This window comes from Dokdonella sp., assembly GCF_035511235.1.
In the GTDB taxonomy this organism is placed as follows: Bacteria; Pseudomonadota; Gammaproteobacteria; order Xanthomonadales; family Rhodanobacteraceae; genus Dokdonella.
In genome coordinates this window covers 60,873-80,673 of sequence record NZ_DATKFQ010000010.1, presented here as the reverse complement: position 1 = coordinate 80,673, position 19,801 = coordinate 60,873, and the positions used below count along the sequence as shown (strand labels likewise).

Below are 19,801 nucleotides of genomic sequence, written 5' to 3'. Positions count from 1 at the left end.
CGCGGCGTTCGGTCCGGTGGCGGCCCAAGTCGCAGTCCGCCGGAGCAAGGGGCGCAGGCGTGGCTTGCGCCGTTCGATGCAGACGCGTGCGGCCGGCGGGCAGGCGCCCGTACCGCACAAAGCAATGAGGAGTCACCCGATGGTCCGGATCCACATCCCGCTGGCGAGCGCTCTCGCCGTTGCCGCCGCTGCGAGCGCGCTCGCGCCCGGCGCGGCACAGGCTCAGGCGCCGCAGATTCGCGCGCTGCGCGTCTGCGCCGATCCGGGCAACATGCCGTTGTCCAACGACAAGGGCGAAGGCTTCCAGAACAAGATCGCGCAGGTGCTCGGCGAGGCGCTCGGCACCGGCGTGCAGTACGACTTCCGTCCGTCGACCGAGCGCGGCCTGATGCGCGGCACGCTCGACGCCAACATGTGCGACGTGATGTTCGACCTGCCGGTCGGCCTGGAGCGCGTGCTGACGACGCGGCCGGTCTACCGCAGCACCTTCGTGCTGGCCTCGCGCACGGACCGCAAGCTGCGCTTCGAGAACTTCGACGATCCGCGCCTCAAGAAGCTCAAGATCGGCGTCTACCAGATGTCCTCGGTGCGCGAGGCGCTGGCCGACCACGGCATCAAGGACAACACCGTCACGCACTTCATCAGCTACGACGGCGCCACCGTGCCCGAGCACCAGCCGACCTATCAGGTGCAGCGGATGCTCGACGGCGAACTCGATCTGGTCGCGATCTGGGGCCCGTTCGCCGGCTGGTACAAGACGATCAAGCAGGCGCCGATCACGCTGCAGCCGGTCAATCTGATGGCGACCGATCCGCCGCTGCAGTTCGAGATGGCGCTCGGCGTGCGCCGCGGCGACCGCGGCCTGCGCGACAAGCTCGACGAGGTGCTGGTCAGCCGCAAGGACCAGATCCGCGCGATCCTCGACGAGTACGGCGTGCCGCTGGTGCAGTGCGCCGAATGCGTGATCAGCGGCGAGCTGGTCGCGCAGCAGGCCGCCGCGCAGCCGAAGACCGAAGTGGCCTCGATGGCGACACCGTCCGGCGGCACCGGCGCCAGCCTCGACCAGTTGAAGCGCTGGCTCAGCGAAGGCGCCGATCCGAACGACGAACTGTCCAACGCCGCGACCGCCGGCGACGTCGTGCGCGTCCGTTACCTGCTCGAGCATGGCGCCGACGTCGACACCCGCGACGACGAGGGCTACACGCCGCTGCTGACCGCGGTCAAGACGCGCTACAACGACCTGACGCGCTTTCTGATCCAGCACGGCGCCGACGTCAACCTGGCCGACCGCGACGGCTGGACGCCGCTGATGTACGCGGCCTGGCGCGACAGTCCGGAGATCGTCGGCATGCTGCTCGAGAAGGGCGCCAAGCTCGAGGCCGCCAACCAGCAGGGGCTGACGCCGCTGTGCATCGCGGCCCAGCACGGCCGCTCCGGCGCGGTCGCCGCCCTGCTCGCGGCCGGCGCCAACGCCAATCTCAGCGTCGGCGCCGGCGGCTACACGCCGTTGATGCTGGCCCTGGTCGGCGGCTGGGACGATGCGGCGGCCAAGCTCGTCGAGCGCGGCGCCGACGTCAACGCGCAGAACAAGGCCGGCATCACGCCGCTGATCATCGCGGCCGCGGCCAACCGCGTCGATTCGGTGCGGCTGCTGCTGCAGCACGGTGCCGACGCCGGCGCGGCCAGCGAGGACGGCACCACCGCCCTCGGCATCGCCAGCGAACGCGACAACCGCGCCGTGGTCGAGGTGCTCGAGCACGCGCGCGCATCCGGTGGCGGTTCAGGCGGTCCGGCGCAGCGTGGCTGAGTGGCGGCGACCGCGTCCTTCCCAGGTGTTACCCCAGGCAATCGAAAGTGAGGAGTCGTACGTGTTGAACAAAGCAGTTGCAGCAAGTGTTTCGTTGGTGCTGGCGGCGGCCGTGTGGCTCGGTCTGCCGGCGACGTCGTCGGCCGCCGATCCGGCCGCTGCGCCCGCGGCAGGGACGATGCCGCCGCTCGAGCGCATCAAGTCCACGCCGAAGGGACAGCTCAAGAATCCGTACCAGGATTCGGACAAGGCCATCGTCGAGGAAGGACGCAAGCTGTTCCTGCGTGCCAGCTGCAACGGCTGCCACGGCGGCTCCGGCGGCGGCGGCATGTGTCCGCCGCTGACCAACGAGACCTGGGTCTACGGCGGCGATGACGACACGCTGTTCCGCCTGATCTCCGAAGGCAGCGACGCGCTGCAGAAGGACGGCTATCATCGGATCGGCAAGGAGAACGTGGTCGGACCGATGATGCCGTTCGGCACGATCGTCAAGAGCGACGACGATCTGTGGAAGATCATCACGTTCGTCCGCTCCAACTGGCGCGGCAGCGAGGCGAAGAAGTACGGCGACGCGTCCAAACACGCGACCGACGCACCGCTCGACGTCGGCAAGCACTGAGCGGCGCCCCGCAGTGAATGGAGCGGCCGTGCCGGTCCGGCAGCGGTCGCTCCGCTCTTCGCGCGCGGCGTGCCGGCACCGGCCGATGCCGCGCCGCACCCGAACCGTCTCGAGGAGATTGCTCATGTTTCGATCGTTTCTGCGCCCGGGCCGTCTGCTGACCGCCGCGCTCGCGCTCGCCGCGGCGTTCGGCGCCACGAGCGCCGGCGCGGCGCCGATGGCCTACGTGCCGAACCAGCGCAGCGGCACGATCTCGGTCATCGACACCGGCAGCGACGAGGTCGTACGCACGCTGAGCGCGCAGGGCGAGCTCGGCAAGCGCCTGCAGCAGGTCGCGCTCGATCCGGGCGGCAAGACGCTGTTCGTGATCGACGCCGCGCACAATGCGCTGGTCGCGCTCGACATCGCCTCGGACAGCGTGCGCACGCGCGTGCCGATCGAGGAGGACGCCGAAGGCGTCACGGTCTCGCCGGACGGCGCCTCGCTCGCGGTCTGCGTCGAAGGTTCGCAGCACATCCTGCTGGTCGACGCGGCAACGCTGAAGATCCGCGCCGACGTCGCCACGCAGGGGCGCAATCCCGAGCACTGCGTGTTCTCGCCGGACGGCAAGTGGCTGCTGACCAGCAACGAGGCCAGCAGCGATCTGGACGTCATCGACGTCGCCGCGGCCCGCTCGGTCGCCGTGATCAAGACCAGCGGCCACCCGCGCGGCATGGCGTTCCTGCCCAAGACCACGCGGGTCTACGTCGCGCAGGAGACCGCCAACGTCGTCGACGTGATCGATCTGGCCTCGCGCAGCAAGACCGGCAGCATCGCGGCCGGGCTGCGCACCGCCGGCCTGACCGTCAGTCCCGACGGCGCGTTCGTCTATGCGTCCAACGGCGGCGCCGGCAGCGTCTCGGTGATCGACGTCGCCAAGGGCGAGGCGGTCGCCGAGATCAAGGTCGGCGAGCGGCCGTGGAACCCGGCGCTGACGCCGGACGGCCGCAAGCTCTACGTCGCCAACGGCCGCTCCAACAGCGTCAGCGTGATCGACACGGCCACGCGCAAGAAGATCAAGGACATCGCGGTCGGCGAACTGCCGTGGGGCGTGGTGATCGGCAAATAGACCCGGCGCAGGCGCCGTGCCGGGACGGCGGCCGCCGCTCACCCGATGGCAGCGCAGGGGGACATCGAGGCTCGCCTCTCGCTGCACGGTTTGCACGGTCCGTCGCCGGTGCCCGGCTTCGGTCGTCTTCCGCCGCTACCCGCTCATTTTGCGGCGAACCTGCGTTTCAGCGTTGCCCAGAGTCGCTGTCGCGCCTGATAAACGCTCACGCCGAGCAGCAGTGCTGCCAGCCAGAACGTACCTTCTGTGGTCACGGCCGCCGCGGTCGCCAGGGCGATCCGGATTCCGGTGTCCACCTGCATCAGCAGACCGGTGATCAGCGCGATCCACGACAGCACGCATGCCGTACCGGCCAGCACGATCCATCGTTGCGCGCGACGCATCCTTCGCTGCGATCGAACGACTTCGTCCGTGGACCGCGTGCTCATTTCGCACCGCCCGTCTTCTCCGGCAGCAGATCCGCTGGGAGAGGGGATGTCGGCGTTTCGATCGTGCCGACGTTGGAGACGATCCACCATCGCTCGCCGTCATTGAGCAGCTGGAAGTGGTTCAGACCGCGCATCAGTGGCTTCTTGTCGGCCAGGCGCAGGCGGACCTCGAAGCTGCTCATCACCGAGGCCAGAAGTCCGTGCCGCTCGACGCGCGTCACCAGCGGGATTTCGTGAAAGCCGGTCGCGGCGTATGCGGTCTCCGTCTGTGCGATCAGCTCCTCGCTGTCCATGCCCAGAATGCCGCTGCCGACCTTCGAGTTCATCGCCACCGACAGCCTGGCACCGTCGAGGAACAATGCGCGGTAGCGATCCCAGTCGCGCCTGGCACCGGGGTCGGCGGAGATCGTCTGGTAGAGCGCGTGGACGATGGCTTCCGGGGATTGCCAATCCTCGGAGCCGGCGTGAGCGGCGCCGGCCAGGCCGATGGTCAGAGCCGCGGTGAGCAGGCAGGAGCCGATGCGAATGTGGCGAGTCATGTTCACGGTCCTTTGAGGCGGGTCAGGGTCGGGGCGGTCAGGAGCGTGCCGTCGACGACGACGGCGTGAATGGCGCGCGTGTGGCCGATGTCTTCCAGCGGATTGGCCTCGAGGATCAGCAGGTCGGCCTCGTAGCCAGGCGCGACCCGACCCAGCCGCTCTCCGGCGCCGAGGGCTTGCGCGGCATTGCGCGTGGCGGCGAGCAGCAGGCGGTTCGCGGGCACGCCGGCGTCGGCCAGCAGCTGCAACTCGCGGTGCAGGCTGATGCCGGGCGCGATCCACGGATTGCTCATGTCCGTGCCGATCGTCATGCGGGCGCCGGTGGCATACAGCCGCACCGCCATCCGCTGCACTTTCGGCCATACGGCCCGGGCGCGCTCGAAGTCCTGCGGCTGCCAGCCGATGGCGAAGGTGAACCAGTCGTTCCAGTGGGCGAGCAGCCGCGGATGGGCGTAGCGGCGCGCGTCGTCCTTGTAGGGGTTGTCCTGGTCCTGCACGAATGCGGCATGGAATGCCACGAGCGTGGCGTCGAACACCGGGCGGTAGCGCTCGAAGGCCGTCACGATGCGATCGGCGCCGGCGCCATCGGGATCGAAATGCTCCCACCATTCGAAGAACGAATAGGTGCCGCCGCGTGCGGTCGCCTGCCAGGCCGTGCGCTCTTGCGCCGTGAGCAGGTCCGGACTCAGCGGCATCAGATGGACGATGCCGTCCAGGCCCGTCGCCAGGGCGTCCGGCCAGGCGATCGCCTCCAGGTGTGCGACCGCCGGCCGGCCGTGCCGGTGCGCGGCCTCGACACCGGCCTTGAGCAATGCCGGCGACAGGCCGGTGTAGAGCTTGATCCAGTCGGCGCCGGCCTCGACCTGCGCACTCACGACACGCGCCATGTCCTCCGGATTGCGCGCCGCCGTCGCCAGGCCGGGGAGATCGGCATTGTTGATCACGGGTCCGGCGTTGAAGGATTCCGGGCCGGTCAGCTCGCCGGCGGTCAGGCGGGCCTTGTAACGTGCCGCTGCAGCCAGATCGCCGCCGGGATTGCGGATCGTGGTGACGCCGAACGCGATCAGGCGAGCCGCGTTGTGCTCGGCGATCTCGTCGTCGGGCAGCGCCTGCATCACGGCACGACCGCGTTCGCGCTTGATCTCCATCGGGCCCAGGGTGAGGTGGGCGTGCATGTCGATCAGTCCCGGCATGACGTAGCGATCGCGCAGGTCGACGACGCGGGCGCCGTCCAGGCACGACTTCTTTCCGGGCTGGTCGATCCGCGCGATGCGCCTGCCTTCGACACGCAGGCAACTCGGTGCGTCGACGCGATTGCGCTCGGCGTCGACCAGACGCAGGTTGTCGAGGGCCAGCACGTTCGGTGCGGACGATGCAAAGGCCAGCCCGGGAGACAATGAAAGCAACAGGACGGATCGGAGCAGCGATCCTGCGGGGTTCGAGCGTTGCATCGGTCCTGCCTTCCTGTCGGTGGGGTTGGTCTCCTGAGTCGCCGCGTGGGGGCGTTTTCTTACTTGGAAAAAAGAGAAGGTATGGTTGTAAGAAACGGCTGCGATTTGCCGACTCAGGGAGTCGGACGTCGCTCATGGTTTGACGGTTCACTGAAGTACGCCGATGGACGCACTCTGGCCCAAGGTTCAGACCTTCCACCCGCAGCTGTGGCGTGCGGTGTGCGGTTACGAGCTCAACCCGGCCTTGCGCGAAGACCTCCTGCAGGAAGTGCTGCTCGCGATCTGGGAGAGCCTGCCTCACCTGCGCGAACCGGCCATGTTGCTGCCTTTCGTGCTTCGGATTGCGCACAACCTCGGCGCGAGCCACGTCCGATCCGCAGTCAGGGCACCGATTCAGGTGTCCTTCGACGGCAGCCTGCATGACGTGGCGGATGCATCCGGCATCGACTCCGCGCAGCGGCAGTGGCTGTTCCAGGCGCTGGCGACGTTGCCGATCAATCAGCGGCAGCCCCTGATGCTGCAACTGGAAGGATTCGACTACCAGGAGATCGCCGCCATGCTGGGAACCAGCGTCGAGAACGTCGGCGTCCGTCTGAATCGCGCGCGCGCGCGGCTGAAGATCCTGTACGGAAAGGAGCATGCGCCGTGAACTTCGACGATCTGCTCAAGGCCACCTGGCAAAGCGAACATCCATCGGCCAGCCAGCGCGATCTGACCCGGCGTGTCGGTCGTCAGAAGATGCGGCTGCGTGTGCGTCGCGGCATCGAACTGGCGCTCACCGCGGCTGCCGTGCTGCTGTTCGGCCGTTCGCTGCTGAGCGCAAGCATGGGGCCTGCGCACTGGCTCACGCTGCCGTTCTTCGCGCTGTACATCCCCATTGCCTGGGCCATTATCCTGCGTGCGCCGCGGCGCCGCGCGTGGGATGCATCCGAGACCGCGGAGGTCTACGCACGACTTCGGCTGTCCCAGTTGAGGACGAGCCTGCGCGATCTTCGGTTCGCCCGTGCGGCTGCCGGCGTATTGTTCGTCTACGCCATCGCCGCCAATGCCGCCGTATGGTGGCTCGCGGACGATCGGTGGCATGAGGCGGGCACGATCCTCCTCCTCGTCGCGGGCGCCTGCCTGCTGGCGACCTGGGTGCTGATCGTCCTGTCGCGTCGACGTGTGCTGCGGGAGTACCGCGCAGTACGACGGCTGGTCGGCACCTGATCGAATCGCTGCGGCTTCCGCCGCCGCCGTCAGGCTCGATGTTTCCGTTCCACGTTTCCGAGTCGAGCCGCGCCGGTCTCGTCGACGGGGCTGCATCTCGAAGGCGGGCAGTATCCAGCCTCGGCGCGACCGCGCCGAGATCGCATACTGGATCGGTGCGGGATCGGCGGGGCGCGAGCGCGGACGCGCGCCCCGGCTGTGTCACGCTGCGTCTATTTCTCGAGCGTCCGCTTGAGATTGTCCAGCCCGGCGCGGAACAGGTCGCCGATCGCCTTCTGCGCGGCTGCGTCGTTGAGGTTTTCCGGCGGGTCGTTGTGCGTGTCGCCGCGGTAGTAGCGCGCCGACCAGACGACCTCGCTGCCGCCGTCGGCCGGCTTCACGCTGAGCTCGGCGGTGTAGTAGCTGACCGGGAACGCTTCGACGTTCTCCTGATAGAGGCGATAGCCGTAGCTCATCGCGGCCGCGTCGTAGGTGTCGAGGCTGTCGATCAGTTCGCCGCCGCCGGCGAGCACGACGGTGCGCTCGGAGCCGGGCGTATTGCCGTTGCTGGCGACGCTGCTGCTGACCGCGGGATTCCACCTGGACAGCGCGTCGAAGTCGGCGACGGCCTTCCAGACCTCGGCCGGCGGCCGCGCGATCGTCACGGTCTCCTCGGCCTTGTGCGGCGTCGGGCCGTGCGCCCATGCCGGTGCGGTCGTGAGCGCCGCCGCGAATGCGGCGGCCAGCGCGAAACGGGGGAAGCGGGGGTTCATGCAGGTCTCCTCGGTCGAAACGAAAACGATGGCAGGACGCGGCGGCCGGCGTGTTCGGGCCGCCAGACTGCCGTCAACAGGATCAGTGCGGTCGCCGCGAACCACGGCGCCAGCGGCAGCCGGGCCTCGGCCGCGCGCGGCGCGGCATGGCTCGCCAATGCGCGGTCGAGGCGCAGGCCCGGCGTCAGCCGTACGTAGCCCAGGCCGGTCGCCGCGGCCAGCGCGCGCAGATGCGTCTCGTGCACGGCCGACAGGTGCTCCTCGCCGGTGGCCGCGGCCGCGCCCCATGGCGCGTTGCGCGGATGCCAGCCCTCGCGCCGCTCGGCGTCCGGCGGCGGCGTGCCGCTGCGGTTTTCCTGCACCACGTCGCCGGGTCCGAGAAAGCCGCTCTCGCGGCCGTCACGGTCGAATTTCGGAATCGGCGAGGGGATCACGTCGCCGACGCCGACGATCAGGCCATGCACGGCGCCGGGCTCGCCCTCGAACGGCGCGGCGCCGCTCCAGTGCAGCGGCGGCGCCTCCTGGCCGTCGCTGAGGAACACCAAGTCGGTGTCGAACTCGGCGGCGAGCGCGATCGACTGGTACAGCCCGCTGGCCACGTAGCTGTCGCCTTCCCAGGCCATGCGCCAGTCGAGCTGTTGCAGCATGCCGGCCAGCGGCGCGTAGTTCGCGCAGGTCTCGACCGGTGCGATCAGCAGGAACGGGCGGCGCTCGGCGAACACGCCGACGCCGGCGCGCGAGCCGCACGGCATGTCGGCGATCAGCGCCGCCAGCGCGGTCTTGACGTGGTCGAGCCGGCTTTGCGGCGCTCCATCGGCGCGGTAGTCGCGCACGTTCATGCTGCCGGTGATGTCGACGACGAACAGCGCGTCGAGGCGCTGGCGCCGATAGTCGACCTGCGGATCGGCGGCGCCGAGAATGCCGAGCACCGCGGCGCCGAGCAGCAGCCAGAACCGGCCGTCGACACGCGCGCTCACGGTCCGCCTCGCGGCAGGCCGGGCAGGTCGGTCCAGAGGCGGTCGGGCTGCTCGGGCGGTTCCTCGTCGCCTTCCGCTTCGCCGTCCGGGAAGTCGCGGACCAGCCGCATCGCCACGTCGAGGTTGTACTTGGCATCCCAGTCGCCGGGATCGAGGCGCAGCGCGCGCAGATAGTGCTCCTTGGCGAGATTGACCTGGGCGATCGTGTCGTCGTAGCGGTGCGCGTCGACGATCTCGAGCGCGCGGCGCAGATGCGCATTGCCCTTGTCGTAGAGCGCCGCGAACGCGAACCGCCGGGCGCTGCCGTGCGCGAGGCGTTCGGTCGGTGCGCGCGCGTCGTCGAGCCGGTCGCGCACGAGCAGGTAGTGCGCGCGCGCGAACGTCAGCGCGGGCGAGGCGTCCTCGCCGATCTCGACGTCGCGGCCCTCGGCCAGCGCGGCGATGCGGCGGTTGTCGTGCAGACGCAGCAGCAGCAGCGCGGCGCTGGCCGCGACCGCAGCGAGGCCGAGCGCCAGTCCGGTCCAGAGCAGGGCCGGCGTCCAGGCACGCAGGCGGGTCGGCAGTGCGCGCGTCATGGCCGCAGCACCGGCAGCGGGGGACCGATCCGCACTTCCAAGCGCTTGGCGATCGCCAGCAGCAGGCAGGCCAGTGCGGCCAGCGCGAACGCGAACGCCGACAGGTCGCGCTGCGGCAAGGCCTCCAGCCAGCGCACCTCGCCGCGTTCGGCCTGGTCGATCGCCGCGATCGCGGCGGCCAGCTCGGCCGCGCTGTCGGCCTCGAAGGCGCGGTACGGCACGCCGAGCGATTCGAAGAACCGGTGCAGATGGCGCTCGGGCATGCGCTGCGGCGTGTCATCGCGCGGATCGGCCGGCGCCTCGAACAGGCCGGGACTGCGCTCGGTACGCAGGAACAGCCAGTACAGGTGCAGCGGCCGCGCCGCGAACGCCGCGCGCAGCTTCTCCTGTACGCGCCGGTCGATCACGGCCGCGCCGTCGGAGACCAGCACGATCGCCTGCGAGGCGATCGGGTCGCGCGCGTCGAACAGGTCGAACGCCATCGCCAGGCCGCGTGCGACGTCGGTATAGGCCAGTCCGGGCTGGTCGATCGCGTCGATCGCGGCATGGACCGCGGCGTGGCGATCGGTCATCGGCAGCACGAACATCGGCGAGGTCGAGAACGCGACGATGCCGACGCGGTCGTGTTCGCGGCGCGTCACGAACGCCTTGAGCAGACGGCGCGCGGCGGCGGCCTTGGATTCCTCGCCGCCGTCCGGTGCGCGGCCGGCGAACGTGCTGTTCATGCTGCCGCTGCGGTCGATCACCATCGCCACGCGCGCGCCGGTGCTGACGCGCTCGACCTGCTGGCCGCGCAGGCCCGGTCCGGCCAGCGCCAGCACGAAGGCCGCGATCGCCGCCGAGGCGAGCAGGCGCAGAGCGCGATCGAGCCCGGTCGAGGCCGGATCGACCGGCAGCGTGCCGGACCACGGCCAGGCCGAGATGCGGCGTCCCGAGTTCAGCCACGGCAGCAGCGCCAGCGGCAGCAGCGCCAGCGCCAGCGGCCGCAGCAGCAGCCAGTCGCCGGCAGGGTTCATGCCGGTCTCCGTTCGGCCGCGGCCAGCCGCCGCGCCAGCGCGGCGAGCTCCGCGGTCGGCAGCAGCGCGGCCGCCTCGCGTTCGCCGCTGCCGAAGAACGCGCGGCGCGAGGCGTCGAAGAAGCGCGCGATGTCGGCCGCCAGCGGTGCGAGGCGCGGTTGCGCCTCGATCAGCGCGGCGGCGTCCTCGGCCAGCACGCGCCGGCCGGCGGTCGCGTCGAACGCGCGGTGCACGGTCAGCAGGGCGTCGCGATAGTCCGCCGGACGGCGCAGACGCCGCGCGGCCTGCGCGAACGGCCGCGCCGGCCGATGTCCGAATGGCCAGCGCGCGTAGTGCCAGGCCAGCGCCAGCGCGAATGCGGCGGCCAGGACGACCGCGCCGCCCAGCGCGGCGAACGCCGGCCGCAGCGGGCGCGGGCCGGGCTCGATGTCGGGGCGCAGCATGGACGGCGCGCGCTGGTCGCCGCCGGCGCTGAGCTTGACCTCGCGCAGCGGCGACATCGTGAAGCGGAACGGCGGCACGCGCGCGCTCGCGGTCTGCTCGCCGCGGCCGACCGTCACCTCGAACGCCGGCAGGCTGCGTTCGAGCGCCTGGATCGGCGCATAGAAGGTCTGGTAGTCGAGATCGATGCGGTAGACCCGCGCGTCGCGCTCCAGCCGCTCGTGCACGTCGACCGCGCGCAGCTCGAGCCAGTAGGTCTGCGGCCCCGGCGCCGGCAGCGCGGCGGTCTGCAGCTGCCAGTCGCGATCGACGCGCAGCAGCACGCTGCGCGGCACGCGATCGCCGAGCGTGTAGCCGACCGTGCGCGCGTCGAGCGGCTGCACTTCGCGGATCGGGCCGTCGTCGGCGGCCGCACCGGATGCGATCAGCAGGCAGAGCAGGGCGGGCCGGGCATGGCGGTTCGGCAGGAGCAGGGTGCGCATCGTGCTCATCGCTCCAGCAGATGCCGGCTGACCGCCTCGACGTCGAGCGCGCTGGGCAGGTCGAGCAGCGGCTGCCCATGGCGCCGGCACAGCGCGGCGACTGCCTCGCGGTGTGCGGCCTCGGCCGCGTGCCAGCGCGCGCGCAGGCCGGGCCGGATCCAGACCAGGCGGCGCCGGCCCGTCTCCAGGTCGGCGAGTTCGGCCAGGCCGTAGCGCGGCAGCTGCGTCCACGCCTCGTGGCCGAACCGGACCGGCACCACGTCGTGCGCGGCCAGTGCCTCGAGCAGCGTGGCGAGCGTCGCCGGCGCGAACGCGAAATCGGACAGCACGAAGACCAGGCGGCGGCGCGTGCCGAGCGTACGCGCCGCATCGAGCAGCGCGTCGATGCCGCGGCCTTGCGGGGCGAGCCGCTGCAGCGCCTCGATCACGGCATCGGCGCTCTCGCGCAGCGGCGGCCGCTCGGCGCGCGCGCTCGCGGCACCGGCGACCAGGCCCAGCGCATCGCCATAGGTGCGGACCGCAGCGGCGATCTGCCGCGTCAGCGCGATCGCGCGCGACAGCGCGCTGCCGTGGCCGGCGTCGAAGGCGGTCGACGCCGATGTGTCGATCAAGACCTGCACCGAGGCGGCGCTGCGCTGCTCGAACTGGCGCACGTAGAGGCCGCCGAACGGATCGCGCAGGCTGGCGCGCAGGTCGAGACGGCGCGCGTCGGGACTGCGCTCGAACGGCACGAGCCGGCGGAACGCGCCGGTCGGTCCGGTATCCGCGCCGCGATGCGCGCCCGGCCGCAGGCTGCGCACGCGCCAGCGCAGTGCATAGGCCAGCGCCGTCTGATCGGTCGCCGGGTCGGCGGTGCGGGCAGCGGCGCTCACGGCGGATTCCACGCGGCGTTCAGGGCACCGGCACCGTCTCGAAGACGGCGCGGCACAGCGCCGGCAGGATCGCCGCGCGGCGCGCTTCGTAGACCGGCGCGAGGAAGATGCGATGCGCGACGGTCTCGAAGAACACCGCGCGCAGGTCCTCGGGCACCAGCATGTCGCGGCCTTCGAGCCAGGCGCGCACGCGCGCGGCGCGCACCAGATAGGCCATGCCGCGCGGACTGGCGCCGCCGGCGATCAGGCGCTCGGTGTCGACGTCGGCGATCCCGATGCCGGCGCGCGCCGGATCGCGCACCGCCGTCCACAGGGCCTCGACGTAGCGCTGCAGGCGGTCGCTGGCGCGAACGTGCTGCTGGATCGCCCGCGCCACCGCGTCGAGCCGGGCCGGATCGAGCACGCCCGGCGTCACCGCCTCGACCAGCGCCGCGACGTCGTGGTAGCGCGGATCGAAGATCAGGTCGCGGCGCACGTCCGGATCGGCAGGCGTGGCGATCGCGATCTCCATGAAGAAGCGGTCGCGTGCCGCCGCCGGCAGTTCGAAGGTTTCCTCGCGCTCGACCTGGTTGCGGTCGGCGAATACCTGCAGATACGGGAAGGCGTATTCGCGATTGAACGCCGACAGGCTGCGCTCGGCCATCAGGCGCAGCAGCAGCGAATGCACCTGCGGCCGCGCGCGGTTGATCTCGTTGAAGAAGAACACCGCCAGGCGCTCGCCGTGGCGCAGCACCGGCCCCGGCTCCACGCGCGGACGGCCGTGCTCGTCGAGCGAGGTGTGATAGACCAGATCGGCCGGCATCAGGTCGATCGTGCCCTCGATGCGGCCGTAGTCGCCGCCGATCGCGCGCGCGGCGGCCTGCAGCAGCGTGGTCTTGCCGACGCCGACGTCGCCCTCGAGCAGCACATGGCCGCGCGCGAACACCGCGATCGTCAGCAGGCGCAGCGCCGGCGCCTGGCCGACGACGGCGCGTGCGATCTCGCGTTCGAAGCCGAGCGCGCGTTCGCGCCAGGCGTCCAGGTCCGGGGGCGCGGGTGACGCGGAAACCGATGGGATATTCACGAAGCAGTCGTCGTCGCAGCAGAGGTCGTCCCGGCAGCGCGCGCCCGCGCGGCTGCGCGGGCGGCGGTGGCGCGTCGCGGCGGCCGCCCGTGCCGGCACAGCGGTCGGGCGGCCGCGCGGGTCACGGCTTGGGCAGCTTGGCGACGTCGTACTCGAACTTGCCGGTCTTCTTGAAGTTCGCGACGCGCTGGGCGTTGCGCGCCTCCATCGCGGCGAGCGACACCGACTGCTTGTTGAGCTCGTTCGGATTGTGCTTCGGGTCGTACTTGGAGCCGGCGACTTTTTCCGGATAGCCCGGCTTGGGCTCCCAGCAGTTGCCGGCTTCCTTGCACTTGGTGCCGTCGTAGGCCAGTGCCTGGCCGCCGCACAGGGCGGCGACGCCGATCGCGAGCAGGGACAGCGGAATGCGCATGCGTGCGGTGTTCGATTTCATCTTCGCTCCTCGGTGTGGTGCAGTGGAACCATCATGGGTCCGCCGGCGCGTCCGGCGGCGTCCGTCGCAGCGCCGTGCCGATCGGCTCGGCACGGCAGGCTCCGTCAAGGCGCGCAGACCGCGCCGTCCGGAACCTCGAGCTTCTGGTCCGGAGACCAGGGTACATAGGCCTTGCGTTCCTCCTCGCTCATCCAGTCGGCCGCCTCGGCCGGGCCGTGGTAGATGTGGCGCACCCAGGCCATCACCTGCAGCATCTCGTCGAGCGTCAGCGACAGGTACTGCGGTCCCATCTGCGCGCGCGCGCCGCCGAAGATGATCGAGAACAGGCCCTCGTCGGTCTTGCCTTCCGGGTAGGTCCAGTAGTCGTCGGTCAGCGACGGGCCGATCTTGCCCTCGGCATAGTGGCCGTGGCAGGCCGAACAGGCCGTCAGCATCAGGTTCTCGCCCTTCTTGAGGCAGGCCGGCTTGCTGTTGTAAGGGTTCCTTCCGGTCTCGAGGAACTGCTTGACGCCGGGCGTGTCGCGATCTTCCTCGCGTGCATTGGACAGGTCCAGCGCCGATCCATCGGTCACGTTGCGGAAGGTGATCTGCGCCTGTGCCGCCGCTGCGGCACACGACAGGACGGCGAGGCTCAGCACGCCGGCGATTCGCGGGGTTTTCTTCATCGTCTACCTATCTGGGTGGTCCGGGTGGCCTGGGGTCACAAGCGATCTCAGGAAGCAGCCGGAACGACCGGTATGCCTTCGTCACTGAGCACTTTCTGGATTTGCGGTGCCGCGGCCGCGAGGGCGGCGTTGAGCGCGTCGAGCAGGGCGCGGTCGTTCTTGCGCACCGCCATCGACTGGTCGAACTGGAACGGGATCGGCTCGCCGCTGCCGGTGTCGTCGGCCGGCACGCGCTGCATCTTCAGCGGCACCGTGGACGACTTGACGTAGCGGGCGACCTCCGGCGCGAACGCGATCGCGAGGTCGGCCTTGCCCTGCGCGACCTCGTTGACCATGCGCGCCGGATCGACGCGGATGTACTGGTTGCGCCGCGACTTGAAGTCGGTCAGCGAGTAGACGTAGTTGGCGTTGTCCTCGTACTTGCCGATCTTCTTGATCATCGCCTCGGCCGACGAGGCATAGCCCATCGCGATCGAGTTCATCTGCTTGAGCCGCGGATCGTTCCAGGTGTCGATCGAGAGGTCGCGGTCGGCGCGCGTCACGAACACGTAGCCGGCGCGGTAGTACGGGCGCGTGGTCAGCACGCGCTCGTCGCCGCTGTCCAGGCCCATGACGACGTCGCATTCGTTCTTGTCGAGGCCGTCGCGGACCAGGTAGATCGCCGCGCGCGGCGACCAGACGAAGTCCGCCTTGCGTCCCATCTGGCGGGCGACGATCTCGGCGATGCGGTTCTCGAAGCCGCTGCCGTCCTTGTACGAGTAGGGCGCCTCGATCTCCGAGGCGCAGATGCGCAGGGACTCGGGCGCGGCTGCCGCCGGCAGTGAGGCCAGGGCGAGACCGCCGGCGCAGACGCCGGCGCGGAAAAAGCGATGGAACACACGTAGGAACATGCACGAATCCCGTTTCGTCGCGTGGATCGGAAGACACGGGGCGTCACTGCGACGCCCCGTGCCGCGAGGCCTCAGTTGCTGGCGTATTCGCCGAGATTGATGTCGTCGTACGGACCCTTGCCGTCGAGCGAGAACACCATGATGCCGCCGCCCATCTGCGTGTAGTTGGCCAGCTTCTTGAACGCGCCGACCGCGCCGAGACCGGCCGTCGGATCCTCCAGATCCTGCACCAGGCCGATGCCGGGCCAGCCGCCGACGCCGTAGAAGATCGCGACGTACTGCGTGCCCTTGTGCGTATAGGTCATCGGATGGCCGATCACGCCGGACGGCAGCTTGAACTTCCACAGCAGGTCGCCGGTGTCGGCGTTGCGCGCCTTGATGAAGCCGTCGAGCGTGCCGTAGAACACCAGGTTGCCGGCAGTCGCGAGCGTGCCGCCCCAGACCGCGAAGCGCTCCATCTTGTCCCACTTGTACTCGCCGGTGATCGAGTTGTAGGCCTTGATCTGGCCCAGGCCCTCGTAGTTCTGGCGATCGCCCTTCGGGCCCGGGTACATGTTGAGCGTGGCGCCGACGAAGAACTGACCTGCGCGGTACGGCAGCATGAACGGCTCCCAGTCCATGCAGATGTGGTTGATGCCGAGGAAGAACAGCTGCTTGTCGGGGTTGTAGGAGTCGTGGCCCTGGTTGTGATAGCCCATCGCCGACGGGCAGATGTCGCGGCCGTTATGGTCCATGCGCGTGGCGAACTCCGGATCGCGCAGCGGCAGGCCGGTCTTGAGGTCCACGCTCTTGACCCAGTTGACCGTATCGTCGAGCTTGTCGGCCGAGATCAGATCGCCGTTCTCGCGGTCCAGCGTGTAGATGATGCCGTTGCGGTCCGGATGGGTCAGCAGCTTGCGCTTCTTGCCGGCCTTGTCGGTCTGCTCGGACAGCATCATGACGTTGACGCCGGCGTAGTCCCATTCGTCATGCGGCGTCTTCTGGTAGCCGAACTTGGCCATGCCGGTATCGACGTTGCGGCCCCAGATCGTCATCGTCCACTTGTTGTCGCCCGGACGCATGGTCTCGTTCCACGGCGCCGGGTTGCCGCTGCCGAAGTAGATCAGGTCGGTCGCCGGATCGAACGCGTACCAGCCCCAGTTGGTGCCGCCGCCGATCTTCCAGGCCTCGCCTTCCCAGGTCTTGAGACCGAGGCCGAACTGGCCGTAGTGCGGATTGGCGCTGTTGAAGTCCTTGGCCAGGCGCAGCTCCTCGTCGGGGCCGGTCGCATAGGCGCGCCACTTCTGCTCGCCGGTCTTGACGTCGTAGGCGGTCAGATAGCCGCGCACGCCGAGCTCGGCGCCGGAGGAGCCGACGATCACGTAGTCCTTGACCACGTACGGCGCGATCGTCAGCGTCGAGCCGACGCGGATGTCGGAGTTCTCGAGCTTCCAGTAGGTCTCGCCGGTCTCGGCGTTGAGCGCGACGATGTGGCCGTCGAGCTGGGTCTTGAAGATCAGCGCCGGCACCTTGCCGTCACCGGGCCAGTAGGCCAGGCCGCGGTTGACGACGTCGCAGCAGGCCACCGCGCGCGCGGCCGCGTTCTGCTTGGGCTTGTCCATCCACTTGATGCGCGTGGGGTTCGCAAGATCGAGCGCGAAGGTGAGGTTCGGGAACGGCGAGTGGATGTACATCGTGCCGTTGACGACCAGCGGCGTGCCCTCGTGGCCGTTGAGCACGCCGGTCGAGAACGTCCATGCCGGACGCAGCTGCTTGACGTTCTTGTCGTTGATCTGGGTCGCCTTGCTGAAGTTGTTGGCGTTGTAGTTCTTGCCGGTCATCACCCAGTTCTCTTCGCTCTGCGAGAGCTGGACGAGCTTGTCGTTGGCCAGCGCCAGCGTCGATGCGAGCGCCGTCGCCAATGCCGTTGCCGATAACAGGACTTTCCTCATGACCCCTCCGGTTGTGTTGATCGAGATGCCGTGTTGCACAAGCGCTCTGCTGAGGCTTGCGACCACGCATCGTGGTTGTTCGACGGGTTGGTGCGGGCTATGAGAGGAGCAGGAAGCGGGCCAACCGCGAGGCCGTTCGCGCAAATGGCCGCACGTGATGCCGTTTCGCGATCGTCGCCGCGAGCAGGCGATCGCGCGACTGCGCCATCGTCTCGAACGCACCGATGCGCGTTGCCACTTCCGTGGCACAAGACTGCGCCAGTTTCGCTACACGCCGATGCCGCATACGCGATCGCCGTCGATCCGAGAACTCACGTTTTTCCCGGCAGAAACTGCGGTTTTATGCGCGACGCGTCAGGATTTTTTCCTGCGATGTTCGGGAAAAAATCCCGAAGAACGCCGAGGCCGGCATCGTCGGCGACGCGTCGTGCGCGGTGTCGCATCGCGCGCGCGAAAATCGGTGAGCGCCGCGCGTGCCGAGCGCGTGATCATGCCGTTGGTGTCGGTGCAAGCGCGCCGGTGTGTGTCGATCGCAGCGGCGATCGAGCAGGCATGTCGGGACCGTCAGCGAGGCCGTCGAATCCGAGTACGTCAAGCCGCGCGGGCGTGCCGGCGAACGCTGCGCGCCGCAGCGGCACGACAGGCGTGAGCGCGGCACCTGGACAGGTGAGGCCTCGTGCGTCGTGGTGAGCGCCGATTGGCACGACTGCTCCGACCGATCCGACCCCGCAGACCGGCGCGGCCGCGCGAGCGGATTCTTGCAGCGCCGCCCGCACGACGCACCCGCCGCGCGATGGGTCCGGTCCGTCCCGGACCGCGCCGCTGTCCGCTGCGGCGATACGCGTCGCATACGGCGCGCCGCCGGTGCGCGCACCGGCCGGGCGTGGGCTCGGTGCGGATGCGGCACGTCATCGCGTGCAGCGTGTCGATGGGGCTTGGACGCGTCGCGCCGTCAGGCGGCGCCGCTCGGGGACGGCAGGTCAGGAGGCAGCGGATGGGCCGGACGGCACCGGCCGCTGCCGGCGCGTCACTCGATGCCGAGCTTCTCGAGCCGGTAGCGCAGCTGACGCAGCGTCAGGCCCAGATGCCGGGCTGCGGCGGTGCGGTTCCAGCGCGTGGCCTCCAGCGCCTTCATGATTGCGGCGCGCTCGGTCTCGGCGACCGCGGCGGCCAGGTCGTTGAACGCCGAGTCCGACAGCGGCGCCGCCGGTGCCGGCGCGGCGGCCGGTGCCGCGCGCGGCGGCGCCTCGGTCGGGGCCGCCGGTGCCGGGTCGGCGATGCTGCCGGCGCTCTGCGTCGGAATCAGGCGCAGGTCCGCGGCGGCGATGACATTGTCCTCGCACAGCGCGACGGCACGCTCGAGCACGTTCTCGAGCTCGCGCACGTTGCCGGGAAACTCGTAGGTCATCAGTGCGGCGGTGGCGCCGTCGCTGAGGCGCGCCGGCGGTCCGCCGCTGTCGCGCGCAAGGCGCTCGAGCACGCGCGCGGCCAGCAGCGGGATGTCGCCGCGGCGCTCGCGCAGCGGCGGCACGCGCAGCTCGATCACGTTGATGCGGTAGAACAGGTCCTGACGGAATGCGCCGAGGTCGACCATGCGCGCGAGGTTCTTGTGCGTGGCCGACAGGATGCGCACGTCGACCGGCACCTCGGCGCGTGCACCGATCGGACGCACCGCCTTTTCCTGGATCACGCGCAGCAGCTTGACCTGCATGTGCACCGGCAGCTCGGCGACCTCGTCGAGGAACAGCGTGCCGCCGTGCGCAGCCTGGAACAGGCCGTCCTTGTCGGCATGCGCGCCGGTGAAGCTGCCTTTCTTGTGGCCGAAGAACTCGCTCTCCATCAGCTCCGACGGAATCGCGCCGCAGTTGACCGGCACGAACGGCGTCGCCGAGCGCGGGCCGAGCTCGTGGATCAGGCGCGCGACCAGCTCCTTGCCGACGCCGGACTCGCCGGCGATGTAGACCGGGGCCTGGCTGCGCGCGATCTTGGCGATCGTCGCGCGCAGTTCCTGCATCGGCGCCGATTCGCCGATCAGCTTGCTGCCGCTGGCGACCTGTTCGGCGCGCTTGGTCTCGCCGAGCTTGAGCGCGGTCTGCACCAGCCGGCGCAGCACGTTGATGTCGACCGGCTTGGAGACGAAGTCGAACGCGCCGGCCTTGAGCGCGTTGACGGCCGCATCGACGTTGCCGTACGCGGTGATCATCGCGATCGGCGTCTCCGGATGGTGGCCGGCGACGTACTCGACGATGTCCTGGCCCGAGCCGTCGGGCAGGCGCATGTCGGTGAAGCAGAGCGTGTAGCGGTTCTCGGACAGGCGCTGGCGCGCCTCGGCGACGTTGGCCGCCGTGTCGACCACCAGTCCCATGCGGCCGAGCGTCAGCGTCAGCAGCTCGCGAATGTCGCGTTCGTCGTCGATGACCAGGGCAAGTTGCTTGCTCATGCTTCCGGAAGGGTGGTGCGAGCGAGGTCACAAGGGTAAAGGGTGGCGATGCGCATGGCAAAAGCCGCGCAGCACCGGCCCGGCGCGGTCCGCCGCCGGCCGC

General features: G+C 69.9%; 21 protein-coding genes. 6 read left to right on the top strand and 15 right to left on the bottom strand.

Annotated elements, in window-relative coordinates:
• The first annotated feature begins 139 nt into the window (after positions 1-139).
• The 3 genes from VMR06_RS06035 to VMR06_RS06025 all read left to right on the top strand — a co-directional run bounded on the left by VMR06_RS06035 (position 140) and on the right by VMR06_RS06025 (position 3,534).
• Positions 140-1,807 (top strand): quinoprotein dehydrogenase-associated putative ABC transporter substrate-binding protein, encoded by a 1,668-nt coding sequence (locus VMR06_RS06035; protein ID WP_325374088.1) that lies wholly within the window; start codon positions 140-142, stop codon positions 1,805-1,807.
• A 64-nt stretch (positions 1,808-1,871) separates the two neighbouring features.
• A complete protein-coding gene (locus tag VMR06_RS06030) occupies positions 1,872-2,426 on the top strand; it encodes a c-type cytochrome (protein ID WP_325374084.1) in 555 nt (184 codons plus the stop codon).
• Between the two features lie 124 nt (positions 2,427-2,550).
• Entirely contained in the window at positions 2,551-3,534 is a 984-nt protein-coding gene (locus VMR06_RS06025; RefSeq protein WP_325374082.1) for a beta-propeller fold lactonase family protein, read from the top strand.
• 143 nt (positions 3,535-3,677) lie between these two features.
• Here the strand turns inward: VMR06_RS06025 and VMR06_RS06020 are convergent, their stop codons facing one another.
• The 3 genes from VMR06_RS06020 to VMR06_RS06010 all read right to left on the bottom strand — a co-directional run bounded on the left by VMR06_RS06020 (position 3,678) and on the right by VMR06_RS06010 (position 5,907).
• Positions 3,678-3,893, bottom strand: coding sequence for a hypothetical protein (locus VMR06_RS06020; protein ID WP_325374080.1), 216 nt, complete (start codon positions 3,891-3,893; stop codon positions 3,678-3,680).
• 65 nt (positions 3,894-3,958) lie between these two features.
• Positions 3,959-4,501 carry a hypothetical protein gene (locus VMR06_RS06015; protein WP_325374078.1) on the bottom strand — a complete coding sequence of 181 codons (543 nt, stop codon included), beginning with the start codon at positions 4,499-4,501 and terminating at the stop codon, positions 3,959-3,961.
• Positions 4,502-4,503: 2 nt separating this feature from the next.
• Complete coding sequence (locus tag VMR06_RS06010; protein ID WP_325374076.1) at positions 4,504-5,907, bottom strand: amidohydrolase family protein; 1,404 nt, start codon at positions 5,905-5,907, stop codon at positions 4,504-4,506.
• A gap of 208 nt (positions 5,908-6,115) precedes the next feature.
• On the opposite strand from VMR06_RS06010, the gene VMR06_RS06005 reads away from it, so the two are divergent.
• Positions 6,116-6,601: an RNA polymerase sigma factor gene (locus tag VMR06_RS06005; RefSeq protein WP_325374073.1), complete on the top strand. Its 486-nt coding sequence runs from the start codon at positions 6,116-6,118 to the stop codon at positions 6,599-6,601.
• Positions 6,598-7,161 carry a hypothetical protein gene (locus VMR06_RS06000; protein WP_325374069.1) on the top strand — a complete coding sequence of 188 codons (564 nt, stop codon included), beginning with the start codon at positions 6,598-6,600 and terminating at the stop codon, positions 7,159-7,161. The genes VMR06_RS06005 and VMR06_RS06000 overlap by 4 nt, the downstream gene beginning before the upstream one ends.
• Before the next feature lie 212 nt (positions 7,162-7,373).
• On the opposite strand, the gene VMR06_RS05995 is transcribed toward VMR06_RS06000, so the two are convergent.
• From VMR06_RS05995 to VMR06_RS05945, 11 genes are all read right to left on the bottom strand, one after another.
• Entirely contained in the window at positions 7,374-7,913 is a 540-nt protein-coding gene (locus VMR06_RS05995; RefSeq protein ID WP_325374067.1) for an SRPBCC family protein, read from the bottom strand.
• Positions 7,910-8,890: a vWA domain-containing protein gene (locus VMR06_RS05990; RefSeq protein WP_325374064.1), complete on the bottom strand. Its 981-nt coding sequence runs from the start codon at positions 8,888-8,890 to the stop codon at positions 7,910-7,912. Before VMR06_RS05990 ends, VMR06_RS05995 begins: the two co-directional genes overlap by 4 nt.
• Complete coding sequence (locus VMR06_RS05985; RefSeq protein WP_325374063.1) at positions 8,887-9,465, bottom strand: hypothetical protein; 579 nt, start codon at positions 9,463-9,465, stop codon at positions 8,887-8,889. Before VMR06_RS05985 ends, VMR06_RS05990 begins: the two co-directional genes overlap by 4 nt.
• Complete coding sequence (locus VMR06_RS05980) at positions 9,462-10,481, bottom strand: vWA domain-containing protein (protein WP_325374060.1); 1,020 nt, start codon at positions 10,479-10,481, stop codon at positions 9,462-9,464. Before VMR06_RS05980 ends, VMR06_RS05985 begins: the two co-directional genes overlap by 4 nt.
• Entirely contained in the window at positions 10,478-11,404 is a 927-nt protein-coding gene (locus VMR06_RS05975) for a hypothetical protein (protein ID WP_325374058.1), read from the bottom strand. The genes VMR06_RS05980 and VMR06_RS05975 overlap by 4 nt, the downstream gene beginning before the upstream one ends.
• Before the next feature lie 5 nt (positions 11,405-11,409).
• Positions 11,410-12,276 (bottom strand): DUF58 domain-containing protein, encoded by an 867-nt coding sequence (locus VMR06_RS05970; protein WP_325374056.1) that lies wholly within the window; start codon positions 12,274-12,276, stop codon positions 11,410-11,412.
• Between the two features lie 19 nt (positions 12,277-12,295).
• A complete protein-coding gene (locus VMR06_RS05965) occupies positions 12,296-13,339 on the bottom strand; it encodes a MoxR family ATPase (RefSeq protein WP_325374054.1) in 1,044 nt (347 codons plus the stop codon).
• A 121-nt stretch (positions 13,340-13,460) separates the two neighbouring features.
• On the bottom strand, positions 13,461-13,772 hold the full coding sequence (locus tag VMR06_RS05960) for a methanol dehydrogenase [cytochrome c] subunit (protein WP_325374052.1): 312 nt from the start codon (positions 13,770-13,772) through the stop codon (positions 13,461-13,463).
• 104 nt (positions 13,773-13,876) lie between these two features.
• Positions 13,877-14,437 (bottom strand): cytochrome c(L), periplasmic, encoded by a 561-nt coding sequence (gene moxG / locus VMR06_RS05955; RefSeq protein ID WP_325374050.1) that lies wholly within the window; start codon positions 14,435-14,437, stop codon positions 13,877-13,879.
• A gap of 47 nt (positions 14,438-14,484) precedes the next feature.
• A complete protein-coding gene (gene moxJ, locus VMR06_RS05950) occupies positions 14,485-15,327 on the bottom strand; it encodes a methanol oxidation system protein MoxJ (RefSeq protein WP_325374048.1) in 843 nt (280 codons plus the stop codon).
• A gap of 71 nt (positions 15,328-15,398) precedes the next feature.
• Positions 15,399-17,258, bottom strand: a complete 1,860-nt coding sequence (locus VMR06_RS05945) for a methanol/ethanol family PQQ-dependent dehydrogenase (protein ID WP_325374046.1) — start codon at positions 17,256-17,258, stop codon at positions 15,399-15,401.
• Positions 17,259-17,415: 157 nt separating this feature from the next.
• Here VMR06_RS05945 and VMR06_RS05940 point away from each other — a divergent pair, with 157 nt between their 5' ends.
• Positions 17,416-17,907: a hypothetical protein gene (locus VMR06_RS05940; RefSeq protein ID WP_325374044.1), complete on the top strand. Its 492-nt coding sequence runs from the start codon at positions 17,416-17,418 to the stop codon at positions 17,905-17,907.
• A 378-nt stretch (positions 17,908-18,285) separates the two neighbouring features.
• On the opposite strand, the gene VMR06_RS05935 is transcribed toward VMR06_RS05940, so the two are convergent.
• Entirely contained in the window at positions 18,286-19,698 is a 1,413-nt protein-coding gene (locus VMR06_RS05935) for a sigma-54 dependent transcriptional regulator (protein ID WP_325374042.1), read from the bottom strand.
• Positions 19,699-19,801 lie beyond the last annotated feature (103 nt).